The 19,282-nt window shown below is 63.9% G+C and carries 20 protein-coding genes; 17 read left to right on the forward strand and 3 right to left on the reverse strand.

What is annotated here, in order from left to right; genetic code table 11:
* The first annotated feature begins 238 nt into the window (after positions 1–238).
* The 7 genes from AB6809_RS23765 to AB6809_RS23795 all read left to right on the forward strand — a co-directional run bounded on the left by AB6809_RS23765 (position 239) and on the right by AB6809_RS23795 (position 6,298).
* Positions 239–712 carry a DUF2244 domain-containing protein gene (locus AB6809_RS23765; protein WP_006048071.1) on the forward strand — a complete coding sequence of 158 codons (474 nt, stop codon included), beginning with the start codon at positions 239–241 and terminating at the stop codon, positions 710–712.
* A gap of 80 nt (positions 713–792) precedes the next feature.
* On the forward strand, positions 793–2,451 hold the full coding sequence (gene coxB / locus AB6809_RS23770; protein ID WP_006048070.1) for a cytochrome c oxidase subunit II: 1,659 nt from the start codon (positions 793–795) through the stop codon (positions 2,449–2,451).
* Positions 2,452–2,494: 43 nt separating this feature from the next.
* Positions 2,495–4,108 carry a cytochrome c oxidase subunit I gene (ctaD, locus tag AB6809_RS23775; RefSeq protein WP_006048069.1) on the forward strand — a complete coding sequence of 538 codons (1,614 nt, stop codon included), beginning with the start codon at positions 2,495–2,497 and terminating at the stop codon, positions 4,106–4,108.
* A 126-nt stretch (positions 4,109–4,234) separates the two neighbouring features.
* Positions 4,235–4,369: a cytochrome oxidase small assembly protein gene (locus tag AB6809_RS23780; protein ID WP_006048068.1), complete on the forward strand. Its 135-nt coding sequence runs from the start codon at positions 4,235–4,237 to the stop codon at positions 4,367–4,369.
* A 41-nt stretch (positions 4,370–4,410) separates the two neighbouring features.
* Positions 4,411–5,025 carry a cytochrome c oxidase assembly protein gene (locus AB6809_RS23785; RefSeq protein WP_006048067.1) on the forward strand — a complete coding sequence of 205 codons (615 nt, stop codon included), beginning with the start codon at positions 4,411–4,413 and terminating at the stop codon, positions 5,023–5,025.
* Between the two features lie 54 nt (positions 5,026–5,079).
* Positions 5,080–5,289 (forward strand): DUF2970 domain-containing protein, encoded by a 210-nt coding sequence (locus tag AB6809_RS23790; RefSeq protein ID WP_053857464.1) that lies wholly within the window; start codon positions 5,080–5,082, stop codon positions 5,287–5,289.
* Between the two features lie 151 nt (positions 5,290–5,440).
* Positions 5,441–6,298 (forward strand): cytochrome c oxidase subunit 3, encoded by an 858-nt coding sequence (locus AB6809_RS23795; RefSeq protein ID WP_006048065.1) that lies wholly within the window; start codon positions 5,441–5,443, stop codon positions 6,296–6,298.
* Between the two features lie 190 nt (positions 6,299–6,488).
* Here the strand turns inward: AB6809_RS23795 and AB6809_RS23800 are convergent, their stop codons facing one another.
* On the reverse strand, positions 6,489–6,698 hold the full coding sequence (locus AB6809_RS23800) for a twin transmembrane helix small protein (protein WP_006048064.1): 210 nt from the start codon (positions 6,696–6,698) through the stop codon (positions 6,489–6,491).
* Between the two features lie 111 nt (positions 6,699–6,809).
* On the opposite strand from AB6809_RS23800, the gene AB6809_RS23805 reads away from it, so the two are divergent.
* From AB6809_RS23805 to AB6809_RS23825, 5 genes are all read left to right on the forward strand, one after another.
* Positions 6,810–7,526 carry an SURF1 family protein gene (locus tag AB6809_RS23805; protein ID WP_006048063.1) on the forward strand — a complete coding sequence of 239 codons (717 nt, stop codon included), beginning with the start codon at positions 6,810–6,812 and terminating at the stop codon, positions 7,524–7,526.
* Between the two features lie 69 nt (positions 7,527–7,595).
* A complete protein-coding gene (locus tag AB6809_RS23810; RefSeq protein WP_370882094.1) occupies positions 7,596–8,324 on the forward strand; it encodes an SCO family protein in 729 nt (242 codons plus the stop codon).
* Positions 8,325–8,346: 22 nt separating this feature from the next.
* The gene (locus AB6809_RS23815; protein WP_371027333.1) at positions 8,347–9,456 is read left to right on the forward strand and encodes a heme A synthase; all 1,110 of its coding nucleotides are present in this window, start codon (positions 8,347–8,349) and stop codon (positions 9,454–9,456) included.
* A gap of 6 nt (positions 9,457–9,462) precedes the next feature.
* Positions 9,463–10,368, forward strand: a complete 906-nt coding sequence (gene cyoE, locus AB6809_RS23820) for a heme o synthase (protein ID WP_371027334.1) — start codon at positions 9,463–9,465, stop codon at positions 10,366–10,368.
* A 6-nt stretch (positions 10,369–10,374) separates the two neighbouring features.
* A complete protein-coding gene (locus AB6809_RS23825) occupies positions 10,375–10,992 on the forward strand; it encodes an SCO family protein (RefSeq protein WP_371027335.1) in 618 nt (205 codons plus the stop codon).
* A 54-nt stretch (positions 10,993–11,046) separates the two neighbouring features.
* Here AB6809_RS23825 and AB6809_RS23830 read toward each other — a convergent pair whose 3' ends face one another.
* Positions 11,047–11,337, reverse strand: a complete 291-nt coding sequence (locus AB6809_RS23830) for a YciI family protein (RefSeq protein ID WP_371027337.1) — start codon at positions 11,335–11,337, stop codon at positions 11,047–11,049.
* A 279-nt stretch (positions 11,338–11,616) separates the two neighbouring features.
* Here AB6809_RS23830 and AB6809_RS23835 point away from each other — a divergent pair, with 279 nt between their 5' ends.
* The gene (locus AB6809_RS23835; protein ID WP_006048057.1) at positions 11,617–12,429 is read left to right on the forward strand and encodes a MetQ/NlpA family ABC transporter substrate-binding protein; all 813 of its coding nucleotides are present in this window, start codon (positions 11,617–11,619) and stop codon (positions 12,427–12,429) included.
* 9 nt (positions 12,430–12,438) lie between these two features.
* On the opposite strand, the gene AB6809_RS23840 is transcribed toward AB6809_RS23835, so the two are convergent.
* Positions 12,439–13,365, reverse strand: a complete 927-nt coding sequence (locus AB6809_RS23840) for a helix-turn-helix domain-containing GNAT family N-acetyltransferase (protein ID WP_006048056.1) — start codon at positions 13,363–13,365, stop codon at positions 12,439–12,441.
* A 365-nt stretch (positions 13,366–13,730) separates the two neighbouring features.
* Here AB6809_RS23840 and AB6809_RS23845 point away from each other — a divergent pair, with 365 nt between their 5' ends.
* Genes AB6809_RS23845 through ptsP form a run of 4 tightly spaced genes read left to right on the forward strand, consistent with a single transcriptional unit; the run spans position 13,731 to position 19,228 of the window.
* Complete coding sequence (locus tag AB6809_RS23845) at positions 13,731–14,465, forward strand: GntR family transcriptional regulator (RefSeq protein WP_029969675.1); 735 nt, start codon at positions 13,731–13,733, stop codon at positions 14,463–14,465.
* Between the two features lie 56 nt (positions 14,466–14,521).
* Positions 14,522–15,625, forward strand: coding sequence for an N-acetylglucosamine-6-phosphate deacetylase (nagA, locus tag AB6809_RS23850; RefSeq protein WP_006048054.1), 1,104 nt, complete (start codon positions 14,522–14,524; stop codon positions 15,623–15,625).
* The gene (locus AB6809_RS23855; protein WP_371027347.1) at positions 15,618–16,625 is read left to right on the forward strand and encodes an SIS domain-containing protein; all 1,008 of its coding nucleotides are present in this window, start codon (positions 15,618–15,620) and stop codon (positions 16,623–16,625) included. The genes nagA and AB6809_RS23855 overlap by 8 nt, the downstream gene beginning before the upstream one ends.
* Positions 16,626–16,663: 38 nt before the next feature.
* Positions 16,664–19,228: a phosphoenolpyruvate--protein phosphotransferase gene (ptsP, locus tag AB6809_RS23860; protein WP_307251441.1), complete on the forward strand. Its 2,565-nt coding sequence runs from the start codon at positions 16,664–16,666 to the stop codon at positions 19,226–19,228.
* The last annotated feature ends 54 nt before the right edge of the window (positions 19,229–19,282 follow it).

Here is a 19,282-nt window from a genome sequence, read left to right on the forward strand (position 1 = left end):
CCAGACACGCGCAAAACGTGCGGCAAAACGGCGCGGAGGCTTGTCGCGCCTGGCTTGTGAGGCAGCCGGGGCTTGCTTGTGGATGCTATGGATCGCGCCTATAATGCGTCAGTTTGTCGCCCGGAGTTCCCACATTTGGGGCGGCAGGCCCGAGGCACAGGGCAGCAAGACTGGTTGGCGCGGTAGTGGTGAATAGAGGTCGATAGCGGGCCTTTGGGACGATCGGCAGGAGGCAGCGATGGAAGCATCTGATCTGCTGGCGGATTCGGAACCGGTCCTTAAAGACTGGACGATGAAGCGCAACTGTTCCATGTCGCCGCGGCAGTTCGTATGTTTCTACGTGTCGCTTGCGTTGTTCTCGTTGGCAATTGCTTTCATGCTGGTTCTGGTCGGCGCCTGGCTGGTGTTGCCGTTCACCGGTATCGAATTGCTGGCGGTGGGCGTCGCGTTTGCCATCTATGCGCGTCATGCTGTCGATTACGAACGCATCCGGCTGTTTCCGAACCGGCTCGTGATCGAACAGGTGAGCGCCGAGCAGGTCACGCAGTTCGAGTTCAATCCGCGCTGGGTGCGGATCGAGGCTGGCGCAACACCGCGTGATCAGATCAGACTGGTCTCGCGCGGCGAGACGATCATGATCGGGCAGCACCTCGCGCAGCACCGGCGCGCGCAGTTTGCCGGCGAATTGCGCAGATGGCTCGCGCGTTGTTAGTCGCGTCGGGGCATGCGGCGTTCGCCGCAGCGGAGCAGCGGGTGATCGGGGCGAGCGGGCCGGCGGGGTCGAAGGTTTGAATGGAAATTTTGGGTAAGGAAGCTATGAAAACAATCAAGCGAGCGCTCATGGGCGTGCTGGCGATGAGCGGACTGCTTTTCGCCGGTGCCGCCCTGGCAGTGGGCGATGTTCCGGGCGGCCCCGCCGTCAACGAGATCAATCTCCAGCCGCCTGCGACGAAAATCGCTGAGGAGCTCTACAGCCTCCACACGCTAATGCTGATTCTGTGCACGGTGATTTTCATCGGCGTGTTCGCTGTGATGTTCTATTCGATCTTCGCTCACCGCAAGTCGAAAGGACATAAGGCTTCGAATTTCCACGAAAGCACCACCGTCGAAATCATCTGGACGATCGTGCCGTTCATCATCGTCGTGTTGATGGCGCTGCCGGCCACCAAGACGGTCGTCGCGATGAAGGACACGACCAATGCCGACGTCACCATCAAGGTCACCGGCTACCAGTGGAAGTGGGGCTACGACTACGTGAAGGGTCCGGGCGAGGGCATCAGCTTCCTCTCCACGCTCGCCACGCCGCGTTCGGAAACCGACGGCCGTCAGCCGATTTCCACCACGTATCTGCAGGAAGTCGACAATCCGCTCGTCGTGCCGGTCGGCAAGAAAATTCGCATCATCACCACCGCGAACGACGTGGTCCACTCCTGGTACGTGCCGGCTTTCGGCGTGAAGCAGGACGCGATTCCGGGCTTCGTGCGCGACACGTGGTTCAAGGCCGAGAAGGTCGGCACGTTCCGCGGCTTCTGTACCGAACTGTGCGGCAAGGAACACGCGTTCATGCCGGTCGTCGTCGAAGTGCTCTCCACCGACGACTACGCGAAGTGGGTCGACGCGCAGAAGAAGAAAATGGCCGCGGGTCAGGACGATCCGAACAAGACGTACACCATGGCGGAACTGATGGAACGCGGCGGCAAGGTCTACGCGGCGAACTGCGCGGTCTGCCACCAGCCGACGGGCAAGGGCGCGGGCGCGTTTCCAGCGCTCGACGGCAGCAAGGTCGCCAACGGCGCGATCGCCGAGCATGTCAGCATCGTGCTGAAGGGCAAGAACGCCATGCCTTCGTGGGCGCCTACGCTGAACGACGTGGAGATCGCATCGGTTGTCACGTTCGAGCGTAACTCGTGGGGCAACCATACCGGCGACATTCTCCAGCCGAAGCAGGTCGCGGACGCCCGCAACGGCAAGCTGCCCGAAGGCGGCAATCATCTGGCCGACACGGGCGCGGCCGCAAGCGGCGCTGCTGCTTCGGGCGCCGCGGCTTCGGAAGCATCGGGTGCACAGGCAGCGGGTGCACAGGCAGCTTCAGCGGGTTCGGAAAGCGCGGGCGCATCGCAAGCTGCGCTGCCCGCCAGCGTCTACTTCGATACCGGCAAGAGCACGCTGCCGGCCGACGCGAAAGCGGCAGTCGAGGCAGCCTCGGCTTATGCCAAAGCGCATCCGGACGCGAAGTTCACGCTGTCGGGCTTCACCGACGCATCCGGTTCCGCCGACACCAACGCGAAGCTCGCAAAGAGCCGCGCCGAAGCCGTGCGCGACGCGTTGAAAGCAGCCGGCATCGCCGAAGACCATATCATTTTGAAAAAGCCGGAAACGATCACGGGCGGCGGCGACGCGAAAGAAGCCCGACGTGTTGAAATTAGTGCGGCTGCAAGTCCGGCTGCCTGACGTGTTCATGATCGCACCGCAGTATTCGCTTTAGGAGATTGTCATGTCTAGCATCGGACACGATGTAGTCGCGGGCCACGAGCACGTGCACGGCGACCATGCCCACGAAACGCCGCACGGCTGGCGTCGTTGGCTGTTCGCAACCAACCACAAGGACATCGGTACGCTGTACCTGATCTTCTCGTTCACCATGTTCCTCTCCGGGGGCGTGATGGCGCTGATGATCCGTGCCGAACTGTTCGAACCGGGTCTGCAGATCATGCGTCCCGAGTTCTTCAACCAGTTGACCACCATGCACGGCCTGATCATGGTGTTCGGCGCGATCATGCCGGCCTTCGTCGGCTTCGCGAACTGGATGGTGCCGCTGCAGATCGGCGCATCGGACATGGCTTTCGCCCGCATGAACAACTTCAGCTTCTGGCTTCTGCCGGTCGCGGCTGTTCTGCTGGTCGGTTCGTTCTTCTCGCCGGGCGGCGCGACCGCCGCGGGCTGGACGCTGTACGCGCCGCTCTCCACGCAGATGGGCCCGGGCATGGACTTCGCGATTTTCGCGGTCCACCTGATGGGCGCTTCGTCGATCATGGGCGGGATCAACATCGTCGTGACGATCCTGAACATGCGCGCACCGGGCCTCACGCTGATGAAGATGCCGATGTTCGTCTGGACCTGGCTGATCACCGCGTATCTGCTGATTGCCGTGATGCCGGTTCTGGCAGGCGCGATCACGATGGTGCTGTTCGATCGCCACTTCGGCACGTCGTTCTTCAATGCGGCAGGCGGCGGCGACCCGGTCATGTACCAGCACATCTTCTGGTTCTTCGGGCACCCCGAGGTGTACATCATGATCTTGCCGGCGTTCGGCATCGTGTCGCAGGTGATCCCGGCGTTCTCGCGCAAGCCGCTGTTCGGCTATAGCTCGATGGTGTACGCAACGTCGTCGATCGCGATTCTGTCGTTCATGGTCTGGGCGCACCACATGTTCGCAACCGGCATGCCGGTTACGGGTCAGCTCTTCTTCATGTACGCCACGATGCTGATCGCAGTGCCGACCGGCGTGAAGGTGTTCAACTGGGTTGCGACGATGTGGCGCGGTTCGCTGTCGTTCGAAACGCCCATGCTGTTCGCAGTCGGCTTCCTGCTGGTGTTCACGTTCGGCGGTCTGTCGGGCCTGATGCTGGCAATGGCGCCGCTCGACATTCAGTACCACGGCACTTACTTCGTGGTGGCGCACTTCCACTACGTGCTGGTGGCGGGTTCGCTGTTCGCGCTGTTCTCCGGCTGGTACTACTGGGCGCCGAAGTGGACCGGCTGGATGTACAACGAGACGCGCGGCAAGATCCACTTCTGGGCGTCGATGTTCTTCTTCAACCTCGCGTTCCTGCCGATGCACTTCGTGGGTCTCGCCGGCATGCCGCGTCGTTATGCCGACTACCCGGCGCAGTTCACCGACTGGAACCAGGTGATCTCGATCGGCGCATTCGGCTTTGGTCTCGCGCAGGTCTACTTCCTGTTCGCGGTCGCGCTGCCGGCGTATCGCGGCGGCGGCGAGCACGAAAAAGCGGCCGACAAGCCGTGGGACGGCGCAACGGGCCTGGAATGGACTGTGCCGAGCCCGGCTCCGTTCCATACGTTCGAACACCCGCCGACCGTCGAATAATCGGCGTTGGGCGAGACGGCCGGTTCCGGCGGCGGCATGATGGTTGTGCCGTCATCGGAACCGGGCAGCCGCCGAAGCGGCAACCGCAGTGACAAAAGCAGCAGCAAGGTATTCAGAAACTCGAGCATGACGCGCAATCCACAGGAAAGACGTACCCCGGAGCAGATTCGCGCGAGCAACAGGCGGTTAGGTCTCGTGCTGCTTGCCATCGCAGCGGTTTTTTTCACCGCCGTCATCATCAATCAGGGCTGGTTTTCCTGACCAGGCGGTAACTCTGGTTTGCAGGTTTGTTAAGGATTGAGATGTCGACGCAGCCGCCGGCTCAGGCCGATCGCTCTTTTAACCGTTCGATGCTGATCAAGCTGTTCGTCGTCGCGTTGATGATGTTCGGCTTTGGTTTTGCGCTGGTGCCCATGTACCGCGCGATCTGCCAGATCACCGGGATCAACAACCTGGTGCAGCGCGACGCGACGGTGCGCGAGGCGAAGAACACGCAAGTCGACATGAGCCGCACGATTTCGATCGAACTGGATGCGAACGCGCGCGGCCCGCTCGGTTTCAAGCCGGAGCAGCGCAGCCTCGACGTGCATCCGGGCGAAGTGACCACGGTGATGTACGAGGTGAGCAACGAACAGGCGCGCTCGATCCAGGCGCAAGCCATTCCGAGCTACGCGCCGAAGCAGGCGACCGAGTACTTCAAGAAGATCGAGTGTTTTTGCTTTACGCAGCAAACGTTGAAGGCGAACGAAACGAAGCGGATGCCGGTGGTGTTCGTCGTCGATCCGAAGCTGCCGAAGGATGTGAAAACGATCACGTTGTCGTACACGTTTTTCGAGTTGAACACGCCGGCAACGGCGAAGGTTGGAAGCGCGGCGCTTCCGGCTGAGACGGGGGCCACGGCCGCCAATCCCGCCTGATGGTAAGGGCCGAAACCCAGGCCAAGGCGCAGGCCCAGGCGAAGGAAGACAGCAATGAGCGATAACAGCGGCGGCCCGCGCAAGAGCAGCTTTGGCCAGTCGATGCGGGCGGTGTTCTGGTCGTTTTTCGGCGTGCGCAAGCGGCGCGATCTTGAAAGCGACGCGACGCAACTGAACCCGCTGCATGTGATTATCGCGGCGCTGATCAGCACGGCTATTTTCATCGGCGTGCTGGTTCTGGTGGTTCGCGCGGTGGTCGGCTGAGACGGTCAAGACGGCTCGCGCAGCGTGACGATGCAGGAAGGACCGGGCGCCGCAGCGCCCAGGGATTAGAGTGAAGCGGTGCGGTAGCCACGCGCCGTCGAAGATACAGCCGGAGCTTCCGGAACAACTGGACTGAAGTGGAGAATCAAGAATGAGCGGTCAAAACGAGAGCCCGTACTATTTCGTACCGCATCCGTCGCGGCATCCGATCACCGCCGCGGTTGGCTTGCTGATCATGCTCGGATCGCTGGCGGCCTGGATCAACGAACATGAACTGGCGCCGATCGGGGTTGTCGTCGGTCTGCTGTGGCTGCTCTTTACGTTGTGGCACTGGTTCGGCGACGCGATTGCCGAGTCCGAAGGCGGCATGTACGGCAAGAACGTCGACAAGTCGTATCGCTGGAGCATGAGCTGGTTCATCTTCTCCGAAGTCATGTTCTTCGGCGCGTTCTTCGGCGCGCTGTTCTACGCACGCGCCATCGCGCTGCATGAACTGTCGAGCCTCGACTACAAGCTGATCTGGCCGGACTTCTCGGCGGTGTGGCCGAACAACGGTCCTGCGGCGCTCGTGTCGACCTTCAAGTCGATGACGCCGTGGCCGGTGCCGACTATCAATACCGCGCTGTTGCTGTCGTCGGGCGCGACGCTGACGGTCTCGCACCACGCGCTGCGCGAAGATCATCGCAAGAAGGCGATCATCTGGCTGGCGGCTACGCTGGTGCTCGGCGTCTGCTTCCTGTTCCTGCAGGGCTTCGAATATTTCCACGCGTACAACGAACTGAACCTGACGCTGGCTTCGGGCGTGTATGGCTCGACGTTCTTCCTGCTGACCGGCTTCCACGGTTTCCACGTGTTCCTCGGCGGCACGATGCTGGCGGTGGTGCTGGCGCGCATGATCCGCGGCCACTTCACGGCGGAGCACCATTTCGCGTTCGAAGGCGCGGCCTGGTACTGGCACTTCGTGGACGTGGTCTGGCTCGGACTGTACGTCGTCGTGTACTGGCTGTAGGGTTGAACTGTCCGCGCGGGCCGGCGCTTGCCGGAACTGCGCGGGCTGTTGCCCAACGTGTTTTTCGGCGGGCGCTCAGGCTGTACGCAATCAGCAGTACGCAGAAGCAGGCATACCGGTTTGATGCAGCGCCGCCCTCGACCCTGTCAGGGCGGCGTTTTGTTTAGAGCGGTAAAACCTCTTGCCGGATTCAGCGCCCGTACGGAATGCCCGTCGAGTGAATCCAGCCCATCCAGTAAGCAAACAGGATGAAGAGGAACAGCGAGATCGACAGTCCGACTCGCGTGGCGAGCGACCAGACCATCCGCTTGGTTTTGCCCTTGTCATGCATCATGAAGTACAGCGCCGACACCATGCTGGCGATGATCAGTGCGAAGGCAATGGGGACGAGAATGTGCATGGAATCTGCTGAAACGGAAAAGCGCAAAGGCGAGACGTTTATTATCTCACCGCGCGTCGGCGTTTGCCCTGCGTTCCCCGCGGCGCTCAATGCAGGCAGGGAGTATCGTCGATGAAATTCCGGCTCGTGCCCGCGTTATTGATCCTGCTGGTGGTCGCGGTCACTATGCGGCTCGGCTTCTGGCAGCGTGACCGCGCGCATCAGAAAGAAGCGCTCGAGGCGCGCATCACGCAGTTCGAAAACGCGCCCGCTCAGCCCGTGACCCGCGCGCCGGTGGCATTGAAGGACATCGAATTTCATCGTGTGAAGGCGCGCGGCACGTTTGTCGCGGACAAGGTCGTGTACCTGGATAATCGTCCGTATAACGATCAGCCGGGCTTTTACGTCGTGATGCCTTTTAAACTCGCGGACGGCGGTTATGTGCTGATCAATCGCGGATGGTTGCCGCGCAATATGAGCAATCGCGAGACGATCGCGCCGTACGTCACGCCGCAGGGTGAGATCGAGATCGAAGGCATAGCGCGCGCTGATGCGTCGCGTGCTTACGAACTCGGGCAGGGCGGTTCGGCCGCGCATCAGCCGATTCGCCAGAACCTGGATATCGCCGCTTACGCCGCTGAAACCGGACTGCCTTTGCAGCCGTTCGTGATCCAGCAATTGAGCGACGATGGCGACAAGCTCGTGCGCGACTGGCCGGCTCCGACCAGCGGCGTCGAGCGCAATTACGGCTACATGTTCCAGTGGTGGGGCATGGCGGCGGCGGCGGTGGCCTTCGGCCTTTACGCCGCGCGCCGCGCCGCCAGAAAAGAGCACGCGCCCGGCGTGTGACGCAGCGTGCTTCGCGCCGCTCCATGTGAGTTCGACGCGAGCCGCACAATCATTGAGAGAGGTCACGTAGTGTCGACGCAATCTCCCCGTTCGCCTGAAAGCAGCAAATCCGGCGGCAAATCCAACGGACAGTCCAACGCGAAACCTGGCAACGCGAACCTCGCCGCCGCCCAACGCGCTGCAGCGAAACCAATGCCCGGCCAACCGAACGGCCGCGGCTCGTGGCAGCGCGGCCGCTGGATGCTGCTGCTGCTGGCCATCGTCTGCGGCGCGCCGATCGCCATCTCCTACTTCATGTACTACGTCGTCAAGCCGACGGGCGGTTCGACGAGCTACGGCACGCTCGTCGAACCGCAACGGCCGATTCCCGAGTCGCTCGTCGTGACCGGCGAAGACGGCAAGCCGCTCAAGCTCGCCACGCTGCGCGGCCACTGGCTGCTGGTTTCCGTCGACAACAGCGCCTGCGACAAAGCCTGCGTCACGAAGCTGTACTTCATGCGGCAAATCCGCGCGGCCCAGGGCCCGGAACGCGAGCGTGTAGTAGAAGTGTGGCTGCGCACGGATGCGGGCAACGTCGCTGACGTGATACAAAAAGCGTATCCCGACACCAACATGCTGATTGCCGATCCGGCGCAAGTGTCGGCATGGCTGCCCGTCGACAAGGGCACTCGAGTGACCGACCACCTCTATATGGTCGATCCGAACGGCAATCTGATGATGCGTTTCCCGAAAGATCCCGACCCGAGCAAGATCAAGGGCGACCTGACCAAGCTGCTCAAGTGGTCCCGCATCGGCTGATGCCGCAACCAGGGTAATCAAGATGTTCGTATTGCAATTGGGCCTGATCGGTTTGTGTATCGCGTTGTTGCCGCTGTCCTACGTGTGGGTCAAGGCCGACGACAACAAATTCCGCAAGCTCGTCTGGTTCACCACGTTCCTCACGCTCGACCTCGTGATGTTCGGCGGCTTCACGCGTCTCACCGATTCCGGGCTCGGCTGTCCGGACTGGCCGGGCTGCTACGGCACGTCGTCGCCGTTTATCGCGCATGCGGCCATCACGGCCGCGCATCAGGCGATGCCGACCGGCCCCGTCAGCATGACGAAGGCCTGGATCGAGATGGTCCATCGCTATTTCGCAATGGCCATCGGCGTGCTGATCGTCGCGCAGACGGTCATCGCGTGGGTCGCGCGCATCAAGCGCCGCCCGCTGCATGTGTCGCCGTGGTGGCCGACGTCGCTGCTGCTGCTGATCCTCGTGCAAGGCGCGTTCGGCGCGTGGACGGTTACGCTGAAACTGCAGCCGGTCATCGTGACGACGCATCTGCTGCTCGGCCTCGCGTTGCTCGGCATGCTCGGCTGGCTCGCCGCGCGGCAAACGCCGCTGCCGGCCTACGAGCCGGAAGCCGCACGCTGGCGCACGGCGGCGCTCGCGGGTCTCGCGTTGCTGATCGCGCAGATCGCGTTGGGCGGCTGGGTCAGCACGAACTATGCGGTGCTCGCCTGCACCGACTTCCCGACCTGCAACGGCCAATGGCTCCCGCCGATGGACTTCGCTCACGGCTTCCACCTGTGGCGCGCGCTCGGCATGACGGGCGACGGCGACATGATCACGCAGGAGGCGCTCGTGGCGATCCATTGGACGCATCGCACGTTTGCGTTCGTGGTGATTGCCTACCTCGTGTGGTTTGCGCTCAAGCTGCGCCGCTTCGAGTCGCTGCGGCGTCCGGCGAACGGCGTATTGCTGGTGGTGTTGATCCAGTTCATCACGGGATTGTCGAACATCGTCCTACAATGGCCTTTGCCTATTGCGGTAGCTCATAACGGCGGCGCGGCGGTCCTGCTGCTCCTGCTCGTTATGCTAAACTTTCGAATCGCTTATAGCCGTCCCGGCCGTGCCGTATTGCCCGCGCACGATGCCGCGCCAGCGTGACTCCACATGGACAGCACAACACTTCCCCAAACGCCCGGCAGCAGGATGTCGCAGTACATCGCGCTCACCAAGCCGCGCGTCACGCAACTCGCGGTGTTCTGCGCGGTCATCGGCATGTTTCTGTCGACGCCGGGCATGGTGCCGTGGACCGTTCTGATCGGCGGCACGGTCGGCATCTGGCTGCTGGCCGGCGCGGCGTTCGCAATCAATTGCCTCGTCGAACAGAAGATCGACGCGAAGATGCGGCGCACGTCGTGGCGTCCGTCGGCGCGCGGCGAAATCACCACGTCGCAGATCCTGCTGTTCTCGGCCGTGCTCGGCGGCCTCGGCATGTGGACGCTCTACACGTTCGCCAATCCGCTCACCATGTGGCTCACGGTTGCCACTTTCGTCGGCTATGCGGTCATCTATACGCTGCTGCTGAAGCCTGCCACGCCGCAGAACATCGTGATCGGCGGCGCGTCGGGCGCCATGCCGCCCGCGCTCGGCTGGGCTGCGGTCACCGGCCATGTACCCGGCGACGCGTGGATTCTCGTGCTGATCATTTTCGTGTGGACGCCGCCGCACTTCTGGGCGCTCGCGCTGTATCGCCGCAAAGATTATGAAAACGCCGGCCTGCCGATGCTGCCGAACACTCACGGCGAGAAGTACACGCGGCTGCACATTCTGCTTTACACGGTGATCCTGTTCGCCGTCACGATGATGCCGTTCATCTCCGGCATGAGCGGCGTGGTGTACCTTGCCGCGGCCGTGCTGCTCGGCGCGCTGTTTCTCGCCTACGCGTGGAAGATCTACCTCGAGTATTCGGACGATCTGGCGCGCCGAACCTTCCGTTATTCGATCGTCTATCTGTCGCTGCTGTTCGCCGCGCTGCTGGTCGACCACTATGTGCGCGTCCTGATCGGCGTGTAATAACCCATGCTCAATATCCGCTTCGCGCGCGCCGCGCGTGCTGCTGTGATCGCCTGTGCGCTCGGCGGCGCGTTGTTTGTCGCGGGCTGCGGCAAAGAGCAGCCGGCATTCCAGAATCTCGACATTACCGGCAACACGCAATTCGGCAGCAACTTCTCGCTGCCCGACACGTCCGGCAAGATTCGCACGATGGCGGATTACAAGGGCAAGGTGGTCGTGCTGTTCTTCGGCTATACGCATTGCCCGGACGTTTGCCCGACCACGATGGCCGAGCTCTCGCAAGCGCTGCAGCAACTCGGTCCCGACTATGCCAAGCGTGTGCAGGTGCTGTTCGTCACCGTCGATCCCGAGCGCGACACTGCCGCGTTGCTCGGACAATACGTGCCGGCGTTCAATCCGAGCTTCGTCGGTCTGCGTCCCGCCGACGACGCGCAGGTCAAGAAGGTGACGAAAGACTTCCGCGTCTACTACGCGAAGGTGCCGGGCAAGACGCCCGACAGCTACACGATGGACCATACCGCGGCGAGCTATGTGTTCGACACCGACGGCAAGCTGCGCCTCTTCGCACGCGACGGCCAGGGCGCCGCGCCCTGGGTGCACGACATCAAGCTGCTGCTGGATTGATGCAGCGAAACCCAGGTCAAAAGCACGTAGCGACCACACCAACCCGCGACAACCTCAAGCCGGCATCGGCAGATTCAATCCCGGCGCGAGCCGCGTGGTCTTGAACTCCGTCACCTCATAACGCGCGAGCTTTTGCACGGCGAACGGATCGGTCGCAAGGATCGCATCCAGCTTGTCGCGCTCGATGCGCACCGCCAGAATGATCCCGCCGTCGCGCGGCACTTTCGGCCCCGCAGCCACGAACACGCCTGCTTCGAATTGCTCCGCGAGAAAGGCGCGATGCGCTTCGAGCGCGTCGTCGATCCTTTCGAGCGAAGCGGTGTAGATCAGGTTGATGACATACATGGATAGGCGTCCTCACACGCAAGTGAACATGCCGCGCACACTCGCGGCAACGTTTCGGATTATCCGTCACGGCGTGACCTTTCGCCGCGAGCCGCGAGCCGCGCGCTGCATACTCATATGCGATTGCGGTATTTCCCATCTTGCAGCGCATATGAGACGATTTACGGTCCAGCCGGCGACGTCCTTCATTGCGCGGTGACGCGCGTGTCGTCAGCGTCTGTCTTCGGCTATCACCCGAGTCCCTTGCAAATGGATTCGACCAGAAACAGAGAGAATGACATGCAGCGCAGAATTATCATCAAAGCCCTCTCCGCAGTAGTCGCCGGCGCGGCGATCGTCGCCAGCTTCGGCGCGCACGCCGACGACAAAGCCATCAAGGTCGGCACGATCAGCGGCCCCGATGCGCAGATCTGGGAAGTCGTCACCAAGGTCGCCAAGCGTGAAGGGCTGAACGTGAAGGTCGTCGAATTCAACGACTACGTGCAGCCGAACGCCGCGCTCGACGCCGGCGATCTCGACGCCAACAGCTTCCAGCATCAGCCGTATCTCGACAGCCAGATCAAGCAGCGCGGCTACAAGATCGTCAGCGCGGGTCTCACGTATATCTCGCCGCTCGGCATCTATTCGAAGAAGCTGAAGTCGGTGAAGGACTTGCAGCAAGGCGCGAAGGTCGCGGTGCCGAACGACCCGTCGAACGAGAACCGCGCGCTGCTGCTTTTGCAAGCGCAAGGCGTGATCAAGCTGAAGGCCGGCGCGGGCACGAACGGCAATAACGCGACGGCGCTCGACGTCGCGGAGAATCCGAAGAAGATCAAGCTGGTCGAACTGGATGCCGCGCAATTGCCGCGCTCGCTCGCCGATGTCGACGCGGCCGCGATCAACACCAACTTCGCACTGGCCGCGGGCCTGCAGCCGACCAAGGACGCGATCGCGCTCGAGGACGTCCACAGCCCGTACGCGAACCTGATCGCCGTGCGCACGCAGGACAAGGACAAGCCGTGGGTGAAGAAGCTGGTTGCCGCGTATCAATCGGAAGACGTGCGCCAGTTCATCAAGACGCAGTTCAAGGGTTCGGTGGTGCCGTCGTTCTGACGCGGCCGTCTATAAGCCGAGCTCCCAGCGCTCGACGATCAGGTCCTTGCCGAAACGGCGCTCCGGCGCCGCGCTGACCAGTTCGAAACCGGCGCGCTTGCACAGGCGCCGCGGTTCCTCCAAAGCGCTGGCCGTGGTCAGCGTCAATCTCGTATAGCCGGCGCGCCGCGCGAAGCGCGTCGCTTCGGCGATCAACCGCGTGCCGATGCCGAGGCGCTGCAAATCCGGTTCGACCCACAAGAGCCGCAGGCCCGCTACCGTCGTCGACACCGCGACGACGCACACCGCACCCGCCACCATGCCGTGCTGATCGGCGACGATGCACCGTTCGCGAACCGTATCGTTGCGCTGCGTGTAGTCGGCGACCACGCGCGCGAGCAGTCCCTCGAACGATTCGTCCCAACCGTATTGCGCCGCGAACCACTGCGCCTGCCGATGCACAAGCCACCCGCATTCGCCGGGGCGCGGCGCGCGCAGTTCCGCCGTGTCCGGCCGAGGCTTGTCGCCAAGCAGCCTTTCGACGATGTTCATCGCGGCAATCAACTGCTCCTGCGAGCCCGCGGTGAGCCGCCCCAGCAGGTCGAGCACTTCCTGGCTGGCGGCAGCGTCGAGCGGCGCGTACGCAGCGTGGCCGTTATCCGTCAACGCGATCAGCGACTGACGCGCGTCGGTCTCGGACGGTCGTCGCGTGATGAGATTGCGTCGTTCGAAATTGGTCAGCAGACGGCTCAGATAACCGCTGTCCAGTCCAAGCGCGCGGCCGAGCACCGACGCGGTTTGCTCGCGCCCGCGCGACAGCTCGTGCAGGACGCGCACCTCGGTCAGCGAGAAAGTGCTGTGAGCCAGATGCTCGTGCAGAGCGCCGATAAGCCGCGTGTAAAAGCGATTGAAGCGGCGGACTGCCTGAGCCCGCCGCAGCGCCTCGGAATCGGTCAAATGCTGATCTCCGGATTTTTATGCGTTCGCTATCACTATATTGGAACGCGCCCTCATTAACAAAGCCGCGTGTCCGGCAGGCGGGAATCGACTGGTATCAAGGCGGTATGAAGCTGCGGCGCGCGTGCCCGCGCAATTGGTCTGCAACTGGTCACTTGCGCGTCCCAAACGACTCGAATACGGGTAAATCCTGGGGCGTAGAAAGGGGCCGCGAGCGCGCGTTGACCGCCGCCAAACGCTTATGCGGCAAGGCTTTGCGGCAGAACATACCGGCCTATAACCAGTTCGTTGATTGGTATTATGTTGGTTATATAATGGGCTCTCATTTTTGCAGGCCGAACCTGGTCGAAGGCCGCCGGAGCGCCATGGAAACTCGCTGGTCCGCACTCATGCCTGACGCTCGCAACGTCACGCCGCTGTACTTGCAGCTCGCGCGCAATCTGGCGACGGCGATCCACTGCGGCGTGTGGTCCGCGGGCGAGGCGCTGCCTTCGGAGCGCACGCTGTCGGACGCAATCGGCGTGTCGCGCATCACCGCGCGCAAGGCAATCGAACTGCTGGTCGAGCAAGGTCTGATCCGGCGGGCGCGTGGTGCGGGCAGCTTCATCACGCCACGTGTCGAAGACCCGCTGTCCAGGCTCACCGGTTTCACGAAGAAGATGCAGCAGCGCGGCTTTCGTCCCGACTCCGTCTGGCTCGAGCGCGATATTCGCGCCGCCAATCGCGAGGAGCTGGTGCACCTGGGCTTGTCGCCGGGCGCCGCGGTCGCCAGCCTGCGTCGCTTGCGCCGCGCCGACGGCATCGTGATGGCGGTCGAACATTCGGCGCTGCCGGTTGCAATCGTTCCCGATCCGCTCGCCATCGGCGTCTCGCTTTATAGCTATCTCGAGCAACGCGGCGCGGCAGTCGTGCGCGCGTTGCAGCACTTTCGCGCGGTCAACGCTTCGAGCGAGATCGCTTCACTCATGGACATCGAACCGCGCTCGGCGCTGCTGGTCATTACCCGTATCGGTTACAGCGCCGACCAGCGCGCAATCGAATTGACCGACACCTATTGCCGCGACGACTACTACGACTTCGTCGCTGAACTGCGGACCTAAGCGGCGCCGCCGACCAGTTCAGCCATGCCCCGTATCACGCCTTGCAAGAGAGACTCATGCTGACCGGAAACATACTCACCACCGAAGGGTGGATTCACGGCACGCTCGAATTCGAAAACGGCCGCATCACCGCGCTCACCGGCGAGCGCGTCGATCCGGCGACGAACGATGCGCCGTACATCCTGCCTGGCTTCATCGACCTGCATGTGCACGGCGGCGGCGGAGCGGACGTGATGGAAGCCGGCGACGCGATCCAGACCATCACCCGCACGCATGCGCGCTACGGCACGACGAGCCTGCTCGCCACCACGATGACCGCGCCGCGCGACGAGCTGATGAGCGTGGTCGCCGGTCTCGGCGACGTCGCGCGGGTGCGCACGCCGGGCTGCGCGCGCGTGTTGGGCGTGCATCTGGAAGGGCCGTACATCAACCCCGGCAAGCTCGGCGCGCAGCCCGACGCAGCCGTGTCCGCCGTGATGGACGAGGTGCTGAAGTACCTGTCCATTGCGCCGATCCGCGTGGTGACGCTCGCGCCGGAGATTGCCGGGCACATGGACATCATCTCGGCGATGGCGGCGCGCGGCGTGCGCGTGCAGCTCGGCCATTCGCTCGGCACTTACGATGACGCCGTCGCCGCGCTCAAGCACGGCGCGTGCGGCTTCACGCATCTGTTCAACGCGATGTCGCCGCTGCATCACCGCAATCCAGGCCTCGTCGGCGCCGCGCTCGCGCACGCCGAATTCGCCGAAATCATTCCCGACCTGCTGCACGTCCATCCGGGCGCGATCCGCGCCGCGTTGCGCGCGATTCCGCGCCTCTACGTGGTCACGGACAGCACGTCGGCGACCGGCATGCCCGACGGCGAATATCGCCTCGGCAGCCAACACGTGACGAAGTGTCTCGGCGGCGTGCGTCTTGCCGACGGTACGCTTGCCGGCAGCACCCTGACGATGGATCAGGCGCTGCGCAATCTGGTGTCGATCGGTCTGCCGATCGCCGATGTATCAAACCGTTTGTCGCGCTACGCCGCCGACTATCTCGGCATCGAAGACCGTGGCCGTATCGCGCGCGGCGCGTGGGCCGACGTCGTCGTGTTCGATCGTGAACTGGCGTTGAGCGCGACTTACGTCGAAGGAGAAGCAATTGTCGAATATGCTTAAAGAGGCGCTGGCGTCCGCTGAAACGGTCGCCGCGCAACTCACGGACACCTCGCGCGTCGAGGCGCTGGCCGCGCGGCTCGCAGAAAAGCCGCGCCATGTCGCGCTCACGGTCGCGCGCGGCAGTTCGGATCACGCGGCGAGTTACTTCGCATCGCTAACCATGAGCCGCCTTGGCGTGCCGGTTGCCTCGCTGCCGATGTCGGTCGCGACGCTGCAGCAGGCGCCGCTTCAGGTGCGCGATCAACTCGCGCTCGCGTTTTCGCAATCGGGCAAGAGTCCCGATCTCGTCGGTACGATGCAGGCGCTGCGCGCGGCCGGCGCGTTGACCGTTGCCGCCGTGAACGCGCCCAGCTCGCCGCTCGCGGATGCCTGCGAATGGCATCTGCCGCTCGTCGCCGGTCCCGAGTTGAGCGTCGCGGCTACTAAAAGCTATATCGCGATGCTGTCGATCTCCGCGCAACTGGTCGCGCACTGGCAGAACGACGCGGCGCTGCTCGGCGCGCTGAACACGCTGCCGGATGCGCTGCAAGATGCGGGCAAGCTCGACTGGTCGAAGGCAGTGGACGAACTGCGCGGCATCGAACGCATGATCGTGATCGGCCGTGGTCTGGGTCTCGCGATCGCGCAGGAAGCCGCGTTGAAGCTCAAAGAAACCTCCGGCATTCAGGCCGAAGCGTTCTCGAGCGCGGAAGTGCGTCACGGTCCGATGGAACTGATCGACCGCGACTATCCGCTGCTCGTATTCGCGCCGCGCGGACCGGAGCAGGCAGGCCTGCTGCAACTCGCGCGCGATATGCAGGCGCGCGGCGCACGCGTGCTGCTGGCCGCGCCGTCCGACGTGCCCGAAGCCACGCTGCCGCTCGCCACCACCGCTCAGGCGGCGCTCGATCCGATCGCCGCGATCCTGTCCTTTTACGTGATGGCAGCGGGCCTTGCGGCCGCGCGCGGGCGCAATCCCGATGCGCCGCGCCATCTCAACAAAGTCACCGAAACTCACTGACGAGAAATCAGATGCGACGTGTCGAGGAGTCCCGTTTAATGAGCCATTCTGAAGGCCATATTGTTTTGCTCGCGCCGATGACCGGTCCGGTCGTGCCGCTCGCGAACGTGCCCGATCCGGTGTTTTCGGGCGGCATGTTCGGCGACGGCATCGGCGTCGATCCGCTCGAGGGCCGGCTCGTCGCACCGTGCGACGCAACCGTCACGCATCTCGCGCGCACCGGTCACGCGGTGACGCTGGCGACCGCGGAAGGCGCGGAGATTCTGCTGCATATCGGCATCGACACGGTCGAGCTGAACGGCAAGGGCTTTGCGCCGATGGTCGAGCAAGGCGCCAAGGTGCGTGCCGGCGATGTGCTGATCGAGTTCGATCAGGATCAGGTGGCGCTGCGTGCGCCGAGCCTCGTCTCGGTGATCGCCATCGCCAATTCGGATGCGTTCGAAATTGTCGAGCGCGCGCAAGGCGGCATGCTGAAGGCGGGCGAAACGCCGCTGTTGCTGCTGCGCGCCCGCGACGGCGCGGCGGCTGCGGCGTCGCGTCAGTTGAGCGCGACCGGCGTGACCGAGGAAGCGCGTGCGCAGATCACGCTGGTCCACGCGGGCGGCCTGCATGCACGGCCGGCGGCGCGCGCCCGCGAAGCGGCGCGTGCGTTCGATGCGCGCGTCGAAGTGCGTTATGAAGGACGCAAGGCGGCAATCGAAAGCGTGGTTGGTCTGCTTGGGCTCGGCGCGGGCCAGGGCGCGACCGTCGAACTGCTCGGCGTCGGCCCGCAAGCCAAAGCCGCAGTCGACGCAATCGCTCACGAACTGACGCGCGAGGCCCACGGCGAAGTGGAAGAGAAGCCGGCGCGGCAAAGTTCGCCGGCGCCGCAAACGGCGGCGCCTGCCGCCGGCGAAGCGCTCGCGCCGAATACGCTCGCGGGCGTGTGCGCGTCGCCGGGCGTTGCTGTCGGCAAGCTGGTGCGCTGGGACGACGCGGACCTCGATCCGCCGGAACAGGCGAGCGGCACGTCCGCTGCGGAAAGCCGCCTGCTCGACAAGGCGATCGCGACCGTCGACGCCGATCTCGGCACGACAGTGCGCGACGCGTCGCAACGCGGCGCGGTCGGCGAGGCGGGCATTTTCGCGGTGCATCGCGTGCTGCTCGAAGATCCGACGCTGCTCGACGCCGCGCGCGATCTGATCAGCCTCGGCAAGAGCGCGGGCTTCGCGTGGCGCGAAGCGATCCGGGCACAGATAGGCATCCTGAACAATGTCGAAGACGCGTTGCTCGCCGAACGCGCTGCCGATCTGCGCGACATCGAAAAGCGCGTGCTGCGCGCGCTCGGTTATACGAACGCGGCCGCGCGCACGTTGCCGGATGAAGCCGTGCTCGCCGCCGACGAATTCACGCCGTCCGATCTGTCGTCTCTCGACCGCTCGCGTGTCACGGCGCTCGTGATGGCGCGCGGCGGCGCAACTTCGCACGCGGCCATTCTCGCGCGCCAGGCGGGCATTCCGGCGATGGTCGCCGTCGGCGACGCGCTGCATGCGATTCCTGAGGGCGCGCAGGTCGTGGTGAACGCGACGAACGGCCGTCTCGAGTTTGCGCCGACTGAGCTCGATGTCGAGCGCGCGCGCCTTGAGCGCAGTCGCCTCGCGGGTGTGCGCGAAGCGAACCGCCGCATGTCGCAGCAAGCGGCAGTCACCGCGGATGGCCGCGCGATCGAAGTGGCCGCGAACATCGCCACGCTCGACGACGCAAAGACGGCTGTGGAAAACGGCGCCGACTCGGTTGGCCTGTTGCGCACCGAGCTGCTGTTCATTCACCGCGCCGCCGCGCCGACCACGGACGAGCATCGGCAGAGTTATCAGGGCATTGCCGATGCACTCGGCGGGCGAACCGCGATCATCCGCACGCTCGACGTGGGCGCCGACAAGGAAGTGGATTACCTCACGCTGCCGCCGGAGCCGAACCCGGCGCTCGGCTTGCGCGGCATTCGCCTCGCGCAGGTGCGCCCCGACCTGCTCGACGATCAGTTGCGCGGCCTGCTCGCGGTCAAGCCGTTCGGCGCCGTGCGCATTCTTCTGCCGATGGTGACCGACGTCGGCGAACTGATCCGCATCCGCAAACGTATCGACGAGTTCGCTCGCGAGCTTGGCCGCACCGAGCCGATCGAAGTGGGCGTGATGGTCGAAGTGCCGTCGGCGGCGCTGCTCGCGGATCAGCTCGCGCAACACGCGGACTTCCTGTCGATCGGCACCAACGACCTCACGCAATACACGCTCGCGATGGACCGCTGTCAGGCCGATCTGGCCGCGCAGGCCGACGGTCTGCATCCGGCTGTGCTGCGTCTGATCGCGGCCACGGTGCAGGGCGCGAACAAGCATGGCAAATGGGTCGGCGTGTGCGGCGCGCTTGCGGGCGATCCGCTTGCGATGCCGCTGCTTGTCGGCCTCGGCGTGACCGAGCTTTCGGTGGATCCGGTGTCGGTGCCGGGCATCAAGGCGCGTGTGCGCAACCTCGATTATCAACTGTGCCGCCAGCGCGCCCAGGATGCACTGGCGCTCGAATCGGCGCAGGCGGTAAGAGCAGTCAGCCGCGAAACCTGGCCGTTGGACTGAACTCCGCACGGCTTGCATCGCTACATAACTCAACGACGTCCGTCGACAACGAGA

It is taken from the genome of Paraburkholderia sp. RCC_158 (assembly GCF_041355255.1).
In the GTDB taxonomy this organism is placed as follows: Bacteria; Pseudomonadota; Gammaproteobacteria; order Burkholderiales; family Burkholderiaceae; genus Paraburkholderia; species Paraburkholderia graminis.

Bases quoted from the DNA above. Each gene is read 5' to 3' on its own strand.
- AB6809_RS23765 (WP_006048071.1), top strand. From the start codon at position 239: ATGGAAGCATCTGATCTGCTGGCGGATTCGGAACCGGTCCTTAAAGAC.
- coxB (WP_006048070.1), top strand. From the start codon at position 793: ATGGAAATTTTGGGTAAGGAAGCTATGAAAACAATCAAGCGAGCGCTC.
- ctaD (WP_006048069.1), top strand. From the start codon at position 2,495: ATGTCTAGCATCGGACACGATGTAGTCGCGGGCCACGAGCACGTGCAC.
- AB6809_RS23780 (WP_006048068.1), top strand. From the start codon at position 4,235: ATGACGCGCAATCCACAGGAAAGACGTACCCCGGAGCAGATTCGCGCG.
- AB6809_RS23785 (WP_006048067.1), top strand. From the start codon at position 4,411: ATGTCGACGCAGCCGCCGGCTCAGGCCGATCGCTCTTTTAACCGTTCG.
- AB6809_RS23790 (WP_053857464.1), top strand. From the start codon at position 5,080: ATGAGCGATAACAGCGGCGGCCCGCGCAAGAGCAGCTTTGGCCAGTCG.
- AB6809_RS23795 (WP_006048065.1), top strand. From the start codon at position 5,441: ATGAGCGGTCAAAACGAGAGCCCGTACTATTTCGTACCGCATCCGTCG.
- AB6809_RS23800 (WP_006048064.1), bottom strand. From the start codon at position 6,698: ATGCACATTCTCGTCCCCATTGCCTTCGCACTGATCATCGCCAGCATG.
- AB6809_RS23805 (WP_006048063.1), top strand. From the start codon at position 6,810: ATGAAATTCCGGCTCGTGCCCGCGTTATTGATCCTGCTGGTGGTCGCG.
- AB6809_RS23815 (WP_371027333.1), top strand. From the start codon at position 8,347: ATGTTCGTATTGCAATTGGGCCTGATCGGTTTGTGTATCGCGTTGTTG.
- cyoE (WP_371027334.1), top strand. From the start codon at position 9,463: ATGGACAGCACAACACTTCCCCAAACGCCCGGCAGCAGGATGTCGCAG.
- AB6809_RS23825 (WP_371027335.1), top strand. From the start codon at position 10,375: ATGCTCAATATCCGCTTCGCGCGCGCCGCGCGTGCTGCTGTGATCGCC.
- AB6809_RS23830 (WP_371027337.1), bottom strand. From the start codon at position 11,337: ATGTATGTCATCAACCTGATCTACACCGCTTCGCTCGAAAGGATCGAC.
- AB6809_RS23835 (WP_006048057.1), top strand. From the start codon at position 11,617: ATGCAGCGCAGAATTATCATCAAAGCCCTCTCCGCAGTAGTCGCCGGC.
- AB6809_RS23845 (WP_029969675.1), top strand. From the start codon at position 13,731: ATGGAAACTCGCTGGTCCGCACTCATGCCTGACGCTCGCAACGTCACG.
- nagA (WP_006048054.1), top strand. From the start codon at position 14,522: ATGCTGACCGGAAACATACTCACCACCGAAGGGTGGATTCACGGCACG.
- AB6809_RS23855 (WP_371027347.1), top strand. From the start codon at position 15,618: ATGCTTAAAGAGGCGCTGGCGTCCGCTGAAACGGTCGCCGCGCAACTC.
- ptsP (WP_307251441.1), top strand. From the start codon at position 16,664: ATGAGCCATTCTGAAGGCCATATTGTTTTGCTCGCGCCGATGACCGGT.